15 protein-coding genes, 1 tRNA gene and 1 pseudogene are annotated in these 15,056 nt (G+C 64.5%); 4 read left to right on the top strand and 13 right to left on the bottom strand.

All coding sequences use genetic code 11. From position 1 onward, the window contains the following. Positions 1-22 precede the first annotated feature (22 nt). The 5 genes and pseudogenes from CKJ82_RS11000 to CKJ82_RS10995 form a co-directional block, all read right to left on the bottom strand. Positions 23-310, bottom strand: a complete 288-nt coding sequence (locus CKJ82_RS11000) for a hypothetical protein (protein ID WP_095538174.1) — start codon at positions 308-310, stop codon at positions 23-25. Positions 311-727: 417 nt separating this feature from the next. Further along, positions 728-850: a hypothetical protein gene (locus CKJ82_RS12110; protein ID WP_276291595.1), complete on the bottom strand. Its 123-nt coding sequence runs from the start codon at positions 848-850 to the stop codon at positions 728-730. Between the two features lie 195 nt (positions 851-1,045). Then, the gene (locus tag CKJ82_RS11710; protein ID WP_133064074.1) at positions 1,046-1,666 is read right to left on the bottom strand and encodes a hypothetical protein; all 621 of its coding nucleotides are present in this window, start codon (positions 1,664-1,666) and stop codon (positions 1,046-1,048) included. Positions 1,667-1,752: 86 nt separating this feature from the next. Continuing rightward, entirely contained in the window at positions 1,753-2,241 is a 489-nt protein-coding gene (locus CKJ82_RS11705) for a hypothetical protein (RefSeq protein ID WP_133064073.1), read from the bottom strand. Positions 2,242-2,315: 74 nt separating this feature from the next. Continuing rightward, positions 2,316-3,023, bottom strand: a pseudogene (locus tag CKJ82_RS10995) (IS3 family transposase); the annotation flags it as partial. Here CKJ82_RS10995 and CKJ82_RS10990 point away from each other — a divergent pair. Further along, a complete protein-coding gene (locus CKJ82_RS10990) occupies positions 3,010-3,372 on the top strand; it encodes a tyrosine-type recombinase/integrase (protein WP_095538180.1) in 363 nt (120 codons plus the stop codon). The pseudogene CKJ82_RS10995 and the gene CKJ82_RS10990 sit on opposite strands and share 14 nt — an antisense overlap. Before the next feature lie 101 nt (positions 3,373-3,473). Here the strand turns inward: CKJ82_RS10990 and CKJ82_RS10985 are convergent. Together CKJ82_RS10985 and CKJ82_RS10980 are read right to left on the bottom strand one after the other, a co-directional pair. Continuing rightward, positions 3,474-3,549 (bottom strand) — tRNA-Thr (locus CKJ82_RS10985). A 74-nt stretch (positions 3,550-3,623) separates the two neighbouring features. Then, complete coding sequence (locus CKJ82_RS10980) at positions 3,624-4,853, bottom strand: DNA polymerase III subunit delta' (RefSeq protein WP_095538173.1); 1,230 nt, start codon at positions 4,851-4,853, stop codon at positions 3,624-3,626. 58 nt (positions 4,854-4,911) lie between these two features. Between CKJ82_RS10980 and CKJ82_RS10975 the strand changes: the two genes are divergently transcribed. Then, positions 4,912-6,438, top strand: a complete 1,527-nt coding sequence (locus tag CKJ82_RS10975) for an adenylate/guanylate cyclase domain-containing protein (RefSeq protein WP_095538172.1) — start codon at positions 4,912-4,914, stop codon at positions 6,436-6,438. A gap of 130 nt (positions 6,439-6,568) precedes the next feature. On the opposite strand, the gene CKJ82_RS10970 is transcribed toward CKJ82_RS10975, so the two are convergent. Together CKJ82_RS10970 and topA are read right to left on the bottom strand one after the other, a co-directional pair. Next, positions 6,569-7,342, bottom strand: coding sequence for a hypothetical protein (locus CKJ82_RS10970; protein ID WP_095538171.1), 774 nt, complete (start codon positions 7,340-7,342; stop codon positions 6,569-6,571). Further along, a complete protein-coding gene (gene topA, locus CKJ82_RS10965; RefSeq protein ID WP_165765431.1) occupies positions 7,343-10,270 on the bottom strand; it encodes a type I DNA topoisomerase in 2,928 nt (975 codons plus the stop codon). A 260-nt stretch (positions 10,271-10,530) separates the two neighbouring features. Here topA and CKJ82_RS10960 point away from each other — a divergent pair, with 260 nt between their 5' ends. Beyond that, positions 10,531-11,163, top strand: coding sequence for a DedA family protein (locus tag CKJ82_RS10960; protein WP_338063604.1), 633 nt, complete (start codon positions 10,531-10,533; stop codon positions 11,161-11,163). A gap of 307 nt (positions 11,164-11,470) precedes the next feature. Here CKJ82_RS10960 and CKJ82_RS10955 read toward each other — a convergent pair whose 3' ends face one another. Next, a complete protein-coding gene (locus CKJ82_RS10955) occupies positions 11,471-11,674 on the bottom strand; it encodes a cold-shock protein (RefSeq protein ID WP_034996968.1) in 204 nt (67 codons plus the stop codon). A gap of 190 nt (positions 11,675-11,864) precedes the next feature. Here CKJ82_RS10955 and CKJ82_RS10950 point away from each other — a divergent pair, with 190 nt between their 5' ends. After that, positions 11,865-14,252, top strand: coding sequence for a DNA 3'-5' helicase SftH (locus tag CKJ82_RS10950; protein ID WP_095538169.1), 2,388 nt, complete (start codon positions 11,865-11,867; stop codon positions 14,250-14,252). Here the strand turns inward: CKJ82_RS10950 and CKJ82_RS10945 are convergent. The 3 genes from CKJ82_RS10945 to CKJ82_RS10935 are packed head-to-tail and all read right to left on the bottom strand — an operon-like array spanning position 14,200 to position 15,046. Then, complete coding sequence (locus CKJ82_RS10945; RefSeq protein ID WP_095538168.1) at positions 14,200-14,556, bottom strand: Rv3654c family TadE-like protein; 357 nt, start codon at positions 14,554-14,556, stop codon at positions 14,200-14,202. The genes CKJ82_RS10950 and CKJ82_RS10945 overlap by 53 nt on opposite strands. Next, complete coding sequence (locus CKJ82_RS10940; RefSeq protein ID WP_095535944.1) at positions 14,556-14,840, bottom strand: hypothetical protein; 285 nt, start codon at positions 14,838-14,840, stop codon at positions 14,556-14,558. The genes CKJ82_RS10945 and CKJ82_RS10940 overlap by 1 nt, the downstream gene beginning before the upstream one ends. Next, a complete protein-coding gene (locus CKJ82_RS10935) occupies positions 14,840-15,046 on the bottom strand; it encodes a DUF4244 domain-containing protein (protein WP_095538178.1) in 207 nt (68 codons plus the stop codon). The genes CKJ82_RS10940 and CKJ82_RS10935 overlap by 1 nt, the downstream gene beginning before the upstream one ends. Positions 15,047-15,056: the final 10 nt, after the last annotated feature.

The following is a 15,056-nucleotide window of genomic DNA, read 5'->3' as shown; positions in this document are numbered from 1 at the left end:
CAAGAGCGCAGTCCGTGAATGGCTATTCCCGCGCTTCACTGGAGCCATCCGCGATGATGCGCCCTAGAGATCCGATAATGACTGTGGTAATTAAGTAACCGCTGACCGCATAATTGAAAAGTCCGCTACACATCTCATCGTTGAGTATGTCGTAGATCAGAAAAACCGGGGCTAGTAAAACCATCACGACTAAGAAACGGAATGGAGAAAGCACCTTTCGCTTCACTGAAAGGTGGACGAGGTACCCCATTGCCATGATGCATAAGGAGATGAATAGCGCGACCGCTGCGCCAAAGACCACATAGATCATATTTCTCCCTGAATTCATCTCGGGGGTGTCCACCATAACCGGGGACAACCCGGCGCGCCGAAGTGACGGGAAAACTCCAGCTAAAACTGTGTTCTAGCTGGGGTTTTGTGGAGCTGCCTGCGAGAATCGAACTCGCGACCTTTTCATTACGGACTATTTTTAAAGCCCAGGCCAACCATCTAACAACCTCGTCCACCCACGAAAGCCCAGGCCAAGCACAAAACCATCACCGGGTTACTTCTCGTCCATTCGCCCGCTTTCGTAGAGAAGCGTAGCCAAAACGTAGCCAGGCATCTGCACTGTCTGGTATAGCTTCTCTGGGGAAAAATTACGAAACTCTGCCCCCCCCCCCCCTAACGGTCCAGATTTCTGAGCTAGCGTTTTCGACTTCCCTTGCACCTTTAAGCTGACGAGGTCCTATTCCCCCTCGTGGAGCGCCGCATAAACCTCACTCACGTTGACCTCCCTGGGGTCCAGGCCGTCCCAGGCCTCCGCATGGTCCGTGATGTAGTCCGCTAGCTCCTCTACTGAAAGATACAAGCGCCAAAAAATGCTGCACAAAAGTCGTCAGCTTCATCCGCCAGCAGTACTGATGCATATTCAAATTCTACCTAACAAGACGCATTTGTAATCTTGAGAAGCCCCACTCGCCAGCGTCACTCCAAAGTCGATAACAGTAATCCCCAAACATTAGGTCACCCCTTTCTTTAAAAAGGAATTAAGTTACTCTTATAGTTATTTTATTACGTTGTGTTTGGCTCGAATTTTTTTAACCTCTTGCCTGTCCTTCAGTACATACGGTTTAAGCTTCTTTCGAACTTTTCTGGGAAGCTTGATTTTTCGCTCTTCTCCCGCAAACCTAACTTGGATGCCAATCTTCCTAAGTGGCGAATCTGAATCTTCCATTGCAAGGGCAAAATCCCTAATTGGTATTTCCCCCGAAATAAATTCCCCTGGCGTCAACATCTTGCAATTATCCGGCTCGTCCGCAAACGAGAAATCGTTAATCGCCAGCACACACCAATCGTACTCTTTAGCTGCACTGACACAGATCCTTTCAAGTAAACCAGTCTCACGTCCAACGTTTGAAATCGAGAGCCAAGTACCCAACTCGGGGGAGTACTCCTGAAATCTAATTTTGGCCACGGGGCCTTGCATTTTCCAAGATTTCAAGGAAAAATAGACCGCTACAATAGAGATGACTGAAGATAAACCCGAAATTATTGAAGCCGTGACATCTTTCGCCTCCCAGCCACTCGATGGTTGCTTAATAATCTCCACTGGAACGGTTGGGGATGGCGCGTTAGTCACGGTTTCCGTCACTGTGACCGCAGCCTGGGCGAGGGTATGAATCATACGTTAAACATAGCAAGACCCTTTTCGTACAATACAAGGGAAAAAGCGTCCAAGCTGACAGGTGCACTTTTCCTGCATAGTCCGCCTCACAAATCAGCGTCGTAAACATTGTAGCGCCGAATTATTTCAGCCTCTCGCTTAGGAAGACGACACTGCCGAGACGACTTGTTGACTCTCACAATGAACCTCAAATCATCAAGTGGAACACCGAGTTGAATCGCGGCCTCGATAATCACATGATACGGGACCGCAGCCCTTAGGAAATCATACGGCTTCACTCCAATCTGGTTACCGTCGTTACGCCGAGGAAAATAGTTGTAATCAAGAGATTCTAGAGAATATGGGCGTCCCCCCAAGCCTTTCGAGACCATTAACAGTGGCCCCACTGTCACCACGTTCTTTCCTCGATTTTCAAGAATCACCTGGATATACCTACGCCTTGCGGTCTCCCCCACCTCGCCGCGTATCGAGAACAAGTTGACATTGTCCCTGTTACATATTGCTGTTATCGAGAAGCCGACAATTTTCTCCACCATGGAGAAAAAGCTCTTAACCGCTACACCCGCAATATCCATAGTAAATAACTATAGCAAGACCCCCTCCAACGGGGTTTAGTGAACTAGCCCCCGAAAGTTGGACTGGTTTAACTCTAGGCGGTTAGGGCTTCAAGGGTCTGATTCCGATATTGCATCGGGGTCAGGCCCTTAAGTCGTTGTTGGATGCGTTCGGTGTTGTACCACTCGATGTACTCATCGATAGCTTGGGTGAACTCCTCGACGGTATCGAAGACTTCACCGTGGTACATCTCCGCTTTCAAGTGCCCGAAGAAATTTTCCATTACTGCGTTGTCGTAACAGTTAGCTTTCCGTGACATCGACTGAACACCGCCGTTGTCGTGGATCAGCTCGCGCCAGGAGGCGTGCTGATACTGGAAGCCTTGATCAGTGTGCATCATCCACCCAGTCTCAGGTGCACACGCCACGATCGCTTTGGTCAACGAGGCGGAGGTAAACGCTGTCGACGGCGAGGTAGCTACAGTGTGGGCAACGATTGTGCGGTCGAACAAATCCATCACCGGTGACAGATATACCTTGCGACCTGCGACCCTGAACTCGGTGACGTCGCTGACAAAGACGGTGTTTGGCTTGTCCGGGGTGAAATTGCGGTCAAGTGTGTTGTCAGCGATGCGGCTGATCGTCCCGGTGTAGGAAACATAGGGCCTGCGCTGGCGGATCTTGGCGCGAAGACCCATCTCGCGCATGAGTTTAAAGACAAGTTTGTGGTTGACCACCCAGCCTTGGTTGCGCAGGTCAACGAGCACTCGCCGGTAACCGTAGCGATGCTTGTTGTGTTCAAAGCGCCAAGTTCCCGTACCCGAGTTCCTAGGCAAACAGCTCGGAGAACTAGTAGCCAACCGTTCAAACAACGCCCCGCTATTCACGTCCCCAGGAGGAGCGCGACTGCAGACCAACAACTACCGGAAACGGGTGTTTATTCCTGGCCTAGAAAAGGCACAAGCCGAATACGGCTTGCCAGAGATTCGCCCTCACGCTCTACGCCACACTTGCGCCAGCATGGCAATTGCCTCTGGTGCGTCTGTAAAAGCTGTGCAACGCCTCCTGGGCCACGAGAGCGCAGCCGTGACGCTCGATGTTTACTCCGACCTGTTTCCCGATGCGCTCGACGATGTCGCCCAATCGCTTTAAGCTCTCTACGTACGTAGCCAAAATGTAGCCACAGAGAGCGAAGCGGCATAAAATTCAAAGACACCCTTTCACCGTTATTGCAGGTGAAAGGGTGTCTTTGGTGGAGCCGCCTGCGAGAATCGAACTCGCGACCTTTTCATTACGAGTGAAACGCTCTGCCGACTGAGCTAAGGCGGCCGGACAACGCACAAAGTGACGCTGTACCGGAAAGTGATTGTAGTGCAGAAACCAGCAAATAATAAACCAGCAGGTCAGCGCACGCCGCAGGCGATGCGCAGGTGTCCGATCATGCCGTTGAACGCCACGGTCGGTGTCACGGACTGGTGCAGGCGGGCGCGACACTGCGCGATCGCGTCCTGGCAGGCGACCAGGCCGGCGGCGGGCACGCGGTCCGCTACCTCGCGGGCGAGTGGCTCGAAGTCGGGGTGCGTCAGCGGGACGTCGGCACCCGACTGCACCACCAGCGCATCCCGGTACACGCCGGCGAGGTCCACCAGGACCAGGTCGAAGACGTCGCGCTTGCGCCGGGTGCCGCGCGCTTTCTGCCGCGACTCAAGCTCCTTGATGGAGCTGGCCGCCCCGCGCAGCGCCTTCGCCGCGCCCTTCCCCTTCGCGCCCATGCCCAGAGCCTGCTCGAGTTTGGCGCGCTCGACGGCATCTTCCTCTGCGTAGGCGTCGACAGCTTCTTTCTCCGTCGCCTTGACCAGCGACCCCACTGCTTGGAACGCCTGCGCGCCGTGGAAAATCAGCTCGGCCAGGTTGATCGCGCGGGCGCGGCGCTGCTGGATGTCCGGGTTGCGCACCAGCAGGCGCGCGCGGCCCACGTGGCGCAGCGAGGTCGCCGCGGCCAGGCGCGCGTCGTGTTCGCTCGCGCCCTCCTCGTCGATGAGGATGCGCACGAGCTCCGACTCGGACGGCGACGGGATATAGAGGTGCCTGCAGCGAGAGCGCAGGGTTTGCGAGAAGTCCTCGGGGTCCGTCGACGGCGCAAGCATGATGATCACGGTGCGCTCCGGCGGCTCCTCCACCGTCTTGAGCAGGGCGTCCGCGGCGGCCGGGTGGAGGCGATCCGCGTTCTCGATGATCAGGACGCGGTGCGAGGCCACCGTGGGCATTCGGGCCGCCTGCGCCACGATGTCCCGGATGTACTCGGTTTTGATGATCAGTTCCTTGGGCACCACGTGCACCACGTCGGCGTGCTGGTCCGCCAGCGCGTCGCGGCACCCGGCGCAGCGGCCGCAGCCTACCTCGTGTGGGTCCGTGCACACCAGCGCTGCGGCGAACGCCATCGCGGCCTGCGAGCGCCCTGAGCCCGGCGGGCCCGTGAACAGCCAGGAGTGGGTCATTGCGTATTGGTCCGCGGGGGCGTCGATAAGCAACTGCTCGCGCGCAGACGCCGCGGCGGACAAGATGACGTCGCGCACGTGGGGTGCGTCGGCGAGGCGCTCTGCGACGCTGCGTGGATTGGCTGGCTGAGTCACGCTGCTCTAGCCTACTAGTTCGCCCCCACAACCACGATGAACGCTAAGGTGATAGGTCATGGAGAGATTCTGGCACGGACTGCGTTGGGTGTGGGGCACCTCATGGCCCCTGTACGCCGCAACCGTGCTTGGCACCAACGTGCTCGGCGCCGCCGCAATCATGCTGTTCATCAGGTACTTCATCCCCATGCCGGAGGCCGATGAACTGGCGCTGCACAGCTCCACGCTCGGCCTGATCGGGCTGGTGTACGTGGTGTTCGCCGTGATCGTGGGCATGGTGGTCACGTTCTTCCTCTTCCGGCCCGTGCTGGAGTGGCAGCGAAGCCCCGAGGACCACGACCCCAACATGGTGCGCCACCTGGTGCTTCGCCTGCCGGTGTTGCAGACGATGATCGTGGTGGTGGTGTGGCTCATCGGTATCGCCATCCTCGCCGTAATCACCGCGCGCACGAGTGGCCCGTTTGCGCTGGTCATCTTCATCGCCACGTCGATGGCCTGCTTCGTGACCGCCGTGCTCACCTACCTGCAGGCTGAGCGCCTCGTGCGGCCGATCGCCGCCACCGCGCTCGCGCGCCGCTTCGAGGACTCCACGCTGGAGCCGCCGATCAAGCAGCGCCTGTACATGACGTGGTTCACCACCTCCGCGGTGCCGATCCTGGGCATCGTGCTGCTCTTTGTCGCGCAGGCGCGCGGCTTCTTCACCGATACCCCGGGCGAGCTCGGGCCAGCCGTCTTCGCGCTCGCCATCTCCGCCCTGGTCACGGGCGCGTTCGGCACCGCGTTTGTGATCATGAGCGTGGTCGACCCAATCAAGGAGCTGCAGGACGCCATCAACAGCGTGCGCCGCGGCGAGACGAATACACAGGTGGACATTTACGACGGCTCCGAAATCGGCGTCCTCCAGGCCGGGTTCAACGAGATGATGCGGGGCTTGCGCGAACGCCAGCGCGTCCGCGACATCTTCGGCCGCTACGTGGGCAGCGAGGTCGCCCAGAAGGCACTCGAGGAAAAGCCGGAGCTGGGCGGCGAGGACCGCAAGGTCGCCGTCGTGTTTGTCGACGTCGTCGGCTCCACCACCTTTGCCGTCGACCACACCCCCGAGGAGGTCGTCGCGGCGCTGAACAAGTTCTTCGAAATCGTCGTCGAGGTCGTCCACCGCAACAAGGGCGTGATCAACAAGTTCCAGGGCGATGCGGCGCTCGCCGTCTTCGGGGCCCCAGTTTCGCTTCACGACGCCACCTCGCACGCCCTCCAAGCAGCCCGGGAACTCCGCCAGGAGCTCGGCGGGCTGGAGCTCGAAGCCGGCGTGGGCGTCGCCTCCGGCCACGTCGTGGCGGGCCACATCGGCGGCCACGACCGCTTCGAGTACACCGTGATTGGCGACGCCGTCAACGCCGCCGCCCGCCTCACCGAGCTGGCCAAGGGCGTCCAGGGCCGGGTGCTCACCAACGCATCAACCCTGCGCGCCGCCAACGAGGTCGAGCAGCAGCGCTGGACCCTCATGAAGTCGGTCGAGCTGCGCGGCCGCAACAAGATGACGCAGCTCGCGCGCCCAGTGCGGTCCACCATGGCGGACCGGTACTAGGCAGGTTGTTGCTTGGGGGATGCTGGGCCCCCAGTGGCCTCCTAAATGACGAGAGTGCGTAAAATTTCCCGCGTTCAACCCTATTGCCCCAGGTCGCGCCCTCCCCGCACCCCCGCGCCAAGGAAATCTGTCACTGTCGGTCCGGCGCAGTGAGCCCGTGGACGAGCAGCAGCTGGCCGATCGACCCCGCCCAGGAGACCGCGGCGCGCGTGCCGCGCTCGCCAAGCCACGCCGGGAGGCCCGCGGCGCGGCACACCCGGGCCGCCACGCCGGAGGTGGTGAGCAGGCGCAGCCCCTCGGCGGCGACGAGCAGATTCGCACCGTGGCTTAACCCCTCCCGGGCCGGGTCGATGGTGGTCGCGTTCGCATCGGCGCGGAAGGCGGGGTCGTTCGCCAGCGCGGCCGTCGCCACCACGGCCGCGCCGCCGAGCAGCGTGGCGGGCAGCAGGCGGCGGTCCGCCCGGGCCGCGACCACACCACCAGCGGCGACGACACCAGCGGCCGCAGCGGCGCCGCGCTTCCCCACCGTCGCGCCGCGCTGCACGAGCCGCGGGATATAGCCGGCCTGCGCGCCGACCAGGGCCGCAACGCCGAGCGCCGACGGGCGCGTCGGGGCGCGGTGCTGCTCGAAGGCGGCGACGGCGGAGGCCAGGACGGCGCAGGTCAGGACAGCGTCGGCGCCGGAGGCAGCGCCGCGTGCACCCTCCCGGTGCAGCGGGAGCGCTGCGAGCGCGACGCGGGAGGCGGGCTCGGCGGCCAGTGCGGCCCTGCGCGAACCTGCGAGGTGGGCGATGCCGGCGGCGTCCGCGCACCCGGCCCACGCGAGGCGGGCTGGGGTGGGGTTGGTGTGGGGAAGCAGGGCGTCGATAAGCGCCTCGGCGCCTCGGAGCGTGCGGGTGAGCATCTACTTCTTCCTGGAGCCGGCCTTGACCACGCGCTTGGTGGTCTGCGTGGGCTTCTTCACCGTCTTCTTCGCGCGCTTGGTCGCCTTTTTCTTGGTGGCCTTCTTCTTCGTGGCCTTCTTCTTCGTGGCCTTCTTCTTGGTGGCCTTCTTCGGGCCCTCCTCAGCCTCGCGGGCACGGCGGGCGGAGAGCAGCTCGTTTGCGCGCTGGTCGGTGACCGTCTCCGGGGTGTCGCCGCGCTGCAGCGACGCGTTGGTCTCACCGTCGGTGACGTACGGGCCGAAGCGGCCGTCCTTGATGGTCATGGGCTTGCCGGAGACATCGTTGTCGCCGAGCATCTTCAGCGGTGGCTTCGCGGCGGCGCGGCCGCGGCGCTTCGGCTCCGCGTAGATGCGGCGGGCTTCGTCGAGGGTGATGCTGAAGATTTGGTCCTCGCTGGCCAGAGAGCGCGAGTCCGTGCCCTTCTTCAGGTACGGGCCGTAGCGGCCGTTCTGCGCGGTGATGACCTCGCCGTCTGCCGGGTCCGTGCCCACCTCGCGCGGGAGGCTCAGCAGCTTCAGCGCTTCTTCGAGCGTGACCGAGGCCGGCTCCATGTCCTGGAACAGGGACGCCGTGGCGGGCTTGAGCTGCTCGTCCACCAACTCGGCCAGGCGCTTTTCTTTCTGCTTCGCCGCCGTCTTGGTCTCCCAGTTCTTCTTGCGCTTGCCCTCCTCGGCGCGCTGGGCGTCCTCCTCGGCGCGCTCGGCCGCGATGACCTCCTCGGCGTGGGCCTCGGCGGTGGCGCGCTCGTCGTCACGCACAAGCTCGGTGACGTACGGGCCGTAGCGGCCCTCCTTGGCCACCACGGTGCGGCCGTTGGCCGGGTTCTCCCCCAGCTCGCGGCCGGACTGCGGGGTGGCGAAGAGCTTCTCCGCCATCTCGAGCGTGATGCCGTCCGGGGTGGAGGCCTCCGGCAGGTTGGCGCGCTGGTAGTCCGGCTCGCCGTCGGCGGTCACGCCCACCTGGCGCTCGATGTATGGGCCGTAGCGGCCGACGCGCACGTTGATGTCGCGGCCCTCGGCGTCCTCGAAGAGCTTGAGCGAGTTCACCTGGCGCGCGTCGATGCTTTCCAGGTTGGCCTCGATGATGTGCTTGAGCCCGCCGCGACGCGCGACTGCCTCGGCCATATTCTCGTCCGCCTCGGCGTCGCCGAAGTAGAAGCCGGTGAGCCACTCGGTGCGGTCCTCGTTGCCGTGCGCGATCTCATCCAGCTCGTCCTCCATGGAGGAGGTGAAGTCGTAGTCCACCAGCGCGTCGAAGTTGTTCTCCATGAGCCCGATGACGGAGAACGCCACCCAGGTGGGCACGAGCGCGTTGCCGCGGGTAACCACGTAACCGCGGTCCTGGATGGTCTTGATGATGCTGGCGTAGGTGGAGGGGCGGCCGATGCCCAGGTCCTCCATCTTCTTGACCAGGCTGGCCTCGTTGTAGCGCGACGGCGGGTTGGTGGTGTGCTCATCGGCGCTGAGCTTCGTCGCGTCCAGCGCGTCACCCTTGGCCAGCTGCGGCAGGTGCGTCTCCTTGTCGTTCGTATCGGAGTACGCGCGCAGCCAGCCCGGGAAGGTGATGGTGCGACCGGTGGCGGTGAACTCGGCGCGCTCGCCGCTTTCCGCCTCGCCGGCGACGGTGACCTTGGTGGAGTTGCCGCGCGCGTCCGCCATCTGCGAGGCCACGGTGCGCTGCCAGATCAGCTCGTAGAGCTTGAACTCCTCCGCGTCCAGCGACCCGCCGAGCTGGCCGGGGGTGGCGAAGCGCTCACCGGCGGGGCGGATCGCCTCGTGCGCCTCCTGCGAGTTCTTCACCTTACGGTCGTAGGTGCGCGGGGACTTGGAGACGAAGCTGTCGCCGTACAGTTCGGTTGCCGCGGAGCGCGCGGCCTGCAGGCCCTGCTTGGACAGGGAGGTCGAGTCCGTACGCATATACGTAATGTGGCCGTTTTCGTACAGGCGCTGCGCGATGCGCATCGTGCGCGCGGACGTGAAGTGCAGCTTGCGCCCCGCCTCTTGCTGCAGGGTCGAGGTCATAAACGGCGCGTGCGGGCGGCGGGTGTACGGCTTTTCCTCCACTGCGGTGACGCGCATGGGGCGGTCGCGGAGGCCGTCGGCTAGCGAATTGGCCTTTTGCTTATCGACGACCACCGCCTCCCCCTTCAGCCGCCCCCGATCATCAAAGTCGCGGCCCTGCGCCACGCGCTGCCCGTCGAGCGTGGCCAACTTCGCGTCGAACTCGGTCTTCTCGCCCTGCTGTGGCAGGAGCGACGCGGTGATGTCCCAGTACTCGGCGGCGATGAACGCCATGCGCTCGCGCTCCCGCTCCACGATGACGCGGGTGGCCACGGACTGGACGCGGCCGGCGGACAGGCGCGGCATGACCTTCTTCCACAGCACCGGCGACACCTCGTAGCCGTACAGGCGGTCGAGGATGCGGCGGGTCTCCTGCGCCTCCACCAGGTCCATGTCCAGCTCGCGGGTGTTTTCGGCGGCCTCGCGGATGGCGGACTCGGTGATCTCGTTGAACACCATGCGCTCCACCGGCACCTTGGGCTTCAGCGTTTCCAGCAGGTGCCAGGCGATCGCTTCGCCCTCGCGGTCGGGGTCTGTGGCGAGCAGCAGCTTGTCCGACTCCTTGAGCTTGGCGCGCAGGTCAGCGACCTTCTTCTTCTTGTCCGGGCTGACCACGTAGATCGGCGAGAATCCCGCCTCCGGGTTCACGCCCAGCTTCGCCCACGGCTCCTTCTTGTACTTCGCGGGGATGTCGGCGGCGCGGCCCGGCAGGTCACGGATGTGGCCGACGGACGCCTCGACGATGTAGTCGTTGCCCAGGTACTTCTGGATCTTCTTCGCCTTCGTCGCCGACTCCACGATGACCAGGGTTTTGCCGTTTCCCGCCACGCTTTGTGACACCTCGCTCTATTTACTCGATTCGCACCTATATATATGTACTGATGCGATACATGCGCTTTCTCGCAGTATATGCACACACCCGGCGGGCGCGCCTAAACGCCGAATCTCAAACACCAACATTTGTAGCAGACCCGAGATCTCGCAGTCCCCGGCGCATGCGCGTATCGTGGCGGGGAGCATACGGCAGCACCGCGCCCATCGCGCCGCTGCGGCAAGCCCGTGACCAGGTGTTTGAGAGGAGGAACCCCATGGAGATGTTCGACCCGTTCATCAACTTCCTCCACATGCTCATGGGCACCCCAATGTTCTACCCCCTCGTCACGGTGCTCATCGTCGCCGACGCCCTCGCGCCGATCGTCCCGTCCGAGTCCGTGCTGAACCTGGCCGGGGCCTTCGCCGGCTCGCAGGGCGTGCCCGATGCGACGGCCGTGATCGTCGCCGCGATCATCGGCGGCGTGATCGGCGATAACATCTGCTTCGCCCTCGGCGGCCGCCTCATCGGTTTTGTCGAGCGGCTCGACGCAGAGTCCAAGGCCGGCCAGGCGATCCTCTGGGTGCGCCGCAACATGAACCGCGGCGCGGGCGCCACCATCATCGTCGCCCGCTTCATCCCCTGGGCCCGCTGGGTAGCCACGATCGTGCTCGGCTCGGTGCGCTTTAACTGGTTCGCCTTCGTCATCTACGACACGATCGGCGTCATCGTCTGGGCCATCCTCTCCGTGTGCATCGGCTACGCCGGCGGCGCGCTGTTCTCAGATTTCCCGCTGCTCGGCATGGTTGTCGGCGTGCTGCTCGGCTCGCTCGTCGGCTTTGGCATCCAGAAGCTGCAGGGCAAGCTGTTCGACTGGCGCGACGAGCGCCGCGGCGAGTCCTCGCTGTAGGGGTGTAGGGCTGTAGGGAGGGGCGCCCGCGCTCGCTCTCGTCGGGAAACAGGGCGGCCAGCCCGCGGCGACGGCGGCAACAGCGCTCTCGACGCCCAGATGACGAGACCTGGATGACGAGGATACGACGAAAGGTCCGCGTCTTCGTCACCCTGCCCTCGTCAAACAGGCCAAACCCCACCCCACCCCACACATTTTGCCGTTTCACCCGCGCACCCCGCCCGCACACCCCACCAGACCGGGCAGCGGGCCCAAAAATACCCCGCTTCCGGGGTCACCGGCAGCGGGGTCTCTTTGGAATGCGGGCTTACAGCGCGCGCACCTGCTGGGCCTGCGGGCCCTTGGCGCCCTCGCCCACCTCGAACTCGACCTGCTGGTTCTCCTCCAGGGTGCGGAAGCCGGAGCCCTGGATCTCGGAGTAGTGCACGAAGACGTCGGAGGAGCCGTCGTCCGGTGCGATGAAGCCGAAGCCCTTTTCTGCGTTGAACCACTTAACAGTTCCGGTAGCCATGGTGAAACCTTTCACGTAAAACTTGAGTGAGATATGTTTGGTCGTCCACCAGGACCATCTCGGGGTTCCTGGCACCCGCGTCAACGATCCTCGCGAGCACCTTTGGAGGGCGCACACAAAATCTGTGACCGTGCTCTAGTGTGCCACGAATCGCATACTTTGGCATAGCGAGTGGCATACTTCATATGGAATGACTCATACCCCCGCACCCCCACCGTCGCTCGGCGCAGAACTCATCGAGCTCCTGCGCCGCCGTTTCGGCAGCTCCACCATCACGCACGTGGAAGACGTCCCCGCTTCGCCCGCGCAGTTCGCTCCGTGGCCAGCGTGGGTGCTCCCCGAGCTGAAGCAAGTGCTTATCGACGCCTCCGTCACCGCCCCCTACACCCACCAGGCCCAGTGCGCGCAGTCGGTGCGCGACGGCAACGACACCGTCATCGCCACGGGCACCTCCTCCGGAAAGTCGCTCGGTTACCAGCTGCCCATCCTCACCGCGCTTGCCGAGGACCCCAAGGCGTGCGCCCTCTACCTCACCCCCACTAAGGCGCTGGGCTCGGACCAGCTCCAGGCGACGCTGCGGATGACGTCGCAGATTCCCCAGCTCTCCGGCGTCCACCCCGCCCCGTACGACGGCGACACCCCCACCGAGGCCCGGGCCGGAATCCGCGAGGCGTCCCGCTTCGTCTTCTCCAACCCCGACATGCTGCACGCTGGGCTGCTCGGCGCGCACCCCCGGTGGGCGCGCTTCTTGCGCCAGCTCCGCTTCGTGGTGGTGGACGAGTGCCACACCTACCGCGGCGTCTTCGGCGCCAACGTGTCCCTCGTCCTGCGCCGCCTGCTGCGCATCGCCGCCGCGTACGGGTCGCACCCGGTCGTGGTGTTCGCCTCCGCAACCGCCGCGGACCCGGCCGGGCAGGCGTCTCGGCTCTGCGGCCGCAGCGTCACCGCCATCACCGAGGACACCGCGCCGACCGGTTCCCGCACGATCGCGCTGTGGGAGCCCGGATTCATCGAGGGCGCGGAAGGCGAAAACGGTGCGCCCGTGCGCTACGCCGCCTCCACCGAAGCAGCGTCCATCATGTCGACGCTGATGCAGGAGGGCGCGCGCACGCTTACCTTCGTGCGCTCGCGCCGCGCCGCGGAGACGGTCGCGCTGCGTGCGCAGGAGGACCTGGTCGTGGCGGGCCGCGCCGACATGGCGGGCCGGGTGGCGTCCTACCGCGCTGGCTACCTGGCGGAGGATCGTCGCAAGCTGGAGCGCGCGCTGGACGAGGGCGACCTCCTCGGCCTCGCCACCACGAACGCGCTTGAGCTGGGCATTGACGTCGGCGGCCTCGACGCGGTGGTCATGGCCGGTTTCCCGGGGACGGTCGCCTCGTTCCGCCAGCAGGCGGGGCGCGCCGGGCGCCGCGGCCAGGCTTCCGTGGTGGTCATGGTCGCCCGCGACGAGCCGATGGACACCTACCTGGTCCACCATCCGGACGCACTGCTGGGCCGCCCGGTGGAGTCCTCGGTGTTCAACCCGCAGAACCCGTACATCCTGCGCGGACACGTCTATTGCGCCGCTGTCGAACGGCCGCTGTCGCACGCGGACGTGGACGCGTTTGGCGCGCACGAGGTCGTCGAGGAGCTCGAGCGGGAGGGCTATTTACGACGCCGCCCCCGCGGCTGGTTCGCCACCCCGCAACTGGAGGGTGAGCTCACCCCGGAGACCGCGCACTCCGTCGTGTCCCTGCGCGGCGGCACCGGGGAGGAGGTCCTCATCGTGGACGCGACGGACGGCCGGCTACTGGGCACCGTGGACGCCGCGCGGGCCGCCACGCAGGTCCACGACGGCGCCGTCTACCTGCACCAGGGCGAGTCCTTCGTGGTCCAGGAGTTAGACCTTGACGGCTACGTGGCGCTGGTGGCACCCGAGACGCCCGACTACTCCACGCAGGCGCGTTCCACCACGGACATCGCGATCCTGGGCGACGCCTCCGCGCGCGTCCACCTCTCCCCGGGCCTGTGGGTGGCCAACGTCGACGTCGAGGTGACCGACCGGGTCACCGGCTACGTCGTGCGGCTTGCCGACGGCACCGTGTCCGAGCACATCCCGCTCGACCTCCCCGAGCAGACGCTGATCACCCGGGCGGTGGCCTACACCATCGACCCGTTGGTTCTCGACGAGCTGGGGATCTCGGCGGGCGACGTCCCCGGCGCGCTGCACGCCGCAGAGCACGCAGCCATCGGACTGTTGCCGCTGCTGGCCACCTGCGACAGGTGGGACATCGGCGGCGTGTCCACGGCGCTGCACCCGGACACCATGCTGCCCACGGTGTTTGTCTACGACGGCCACCCGGGCGGCGCGGGCTTCGCCGACGAAGGCTTCGCCCGCTTCCACGAGTGGATCACCGCGACGTTCGAGGCGGTGCGCGCCTGCCCCTGCGAGTCCGGATGCCCGTCCTGCGTGCAGTCCCCGAAGTGCGGCAACGGGAACCAGCCTCTGAACAAGCACGCTGCGCTGAAGCTGCTGGGCGCCCTGGTCACCATGACTGCCGGGGACGTTCCTCCTCAGCCGGGCCAGCCCGGGCAGTAGCTTCGGCGCGCCCGATCCGGGCACGGACGGTGACGTCGCCGGTGTCCGCCTCGCACCACTCTGCGGCCGCAGAGTTGAGCGTCGCGGTGCGCTCGGCGGCCTCGCAGGCGGGCGCACCCGTGTAGAGCGCCGTCGCCCCGGAAACGGCAGCGAGGTCGGCGGCGACCTGCGCGCGGTGGTGGTCCACGACGCGCGCGCCGACCGCGGCTACGGCGAGCGCCAGCGCGATCACCGCGGTGATGATGCCCGCCGAGGTGACCGTCGCCGAGCCTTCCTCGCTGCGGAGTCTCCGGAGCCAGCCCATTAACGTTCCCCTGCGGTGTGCTCGACGGGGAACAGCGCGGTTGCCTGCATCTGCCCCACCGCCGCCGGGACCCGCGCGGTCACCGTGACGACCCCGCCGGACTCGGTGACATCGACGCTGCCGCGCGGCGGGGCGAACTCCACCCCGATCGCGTGGGCGCGCGCCGCCGCCCCGGCCGTATCCACCGCCGTGATGTAGGCGGCGATGGTGGCGATGCCGGCAACGATGGCAGCCGCGACGGTGACAAGTGCGGACAGCGAGAGCGCTGTCTCGATCGTGGTCATTAGCCCGGGGTGTTCGTGAGTGCGTCGGTAATCACGCCCTCAATTGCAGAGGTCACACCGTCGCCGTTCACCACGAGGTAGAGCACTCCGGCGAGCGCGGCCGCCGCGAGTGACCCAAACGCATATTCGATAGTCGACATCCCCTGGTCATCGCGTATTTTTACAGCGATTTTCTCGGTGTAACCGCGCAGCTTCTGAGCGCCCATGATGGTAGCA

It is taken from the genome of Corynebacterium gottingense (assembly GCF_002285125.1).
GTDB classification, from domain to species: Bacteria; Actinomycetota; Actinomycetes; order Mycobacteriales; family Mycobacteriaceae; genus Corynebacterium; species Corynebacterium gottingense.
Note: the sequence above shows the minus strand (reverse complement) of the source record. Positions and strands in the feature narration are given on the sequence as shown.

What these genes read in the sequence shown, in the direction of transcription:
- CKJ82_RS10975 (WP_095538172.1), top strand. Translation starts at nt 4,912, where the DNA reads ATGGAGAGATTCTGGCACGGACTGCGTTGGGTGTGGGGCACCTCATGG.
- CKJ82_RS10945 (WP_095538168.1), bottom strand. Translation starts at nt 14,556, where the DNA reads ATGGGCTGGCTCCGGAGACTCCGCAGCGAGGAAGGCTCGGCGACGGTC.
- CKJ82_RS10955 (WP_034996968.1), bottom strand. Translation starts at nt 11,674, where the DNA reads ATGGCTACCGGAACTGTTAAGTGGTTCAACGCAGAAAAGGGCTTCGGC.
- CKJ82_RS10940 (WP_095535944.1), bottom strand. Translation starts at nt 14,840, where the DNA reads ATGACCACGATCGAGACAGCGCTCTCGCTGTCCGCACTTGTCACCGTC.
- CKJ82_RS11710 (WP_133064074.1), bottom strand. Translation starts at nt 1,666, where the DNA reads ATGATTCATACCCTCGCCCAGGCTGCGGTCACAGTGACGGAAACCGTG.
- CKJ82_RS10970 (WP_095538171.1), bottom strand. Translation starts at nt 7,342, where the DNA reads ATGCTCACCCGCACGCTCCGAGGCGCCGAGGCGCTTATCGACGCCCTG.
- CKJ82_RS10935 (WP_095538178.1), bottom strand. Translation starts at nt 15,046, where the DNA reads ATGGGCGCTCAGAAGCTGCGCGGTTACACCGAGAAAATCGCTGTAAAA.
- CKJ82_RS10950 (WP_095538169.1), top strand. Translation starts at nt 11,865, where the DNA reads ATGACTCATACCCCCGCACCCCCACCGTCGCTCGGCGCAGAACTCATC.
- CKJ82_RS10960 (WP_338063604.1), top strand. Translation starts at nt 10,531, where the DNA reads ATGGAGATGTTCGACCCGTTCATCAACTTCCTCCACATGCTCATGGGC.
- CKJ82_RS11000 (WP_095538174.1), bottom strand. Translation starts at nt 310, where the DNA reads ATGATCTATGTGGTCTTTGGCGCAGCGGTCGCGCTATTCATCTCCTTA.
- CKJ82_RS11705 (WP_133064073.1), bottom strand. Translation starts at nt 2,241, where the DNA reads ATGGATATTGCGGGTGTAGCGGTTAAGAGCTTTTTCTCCATGGTGGAG.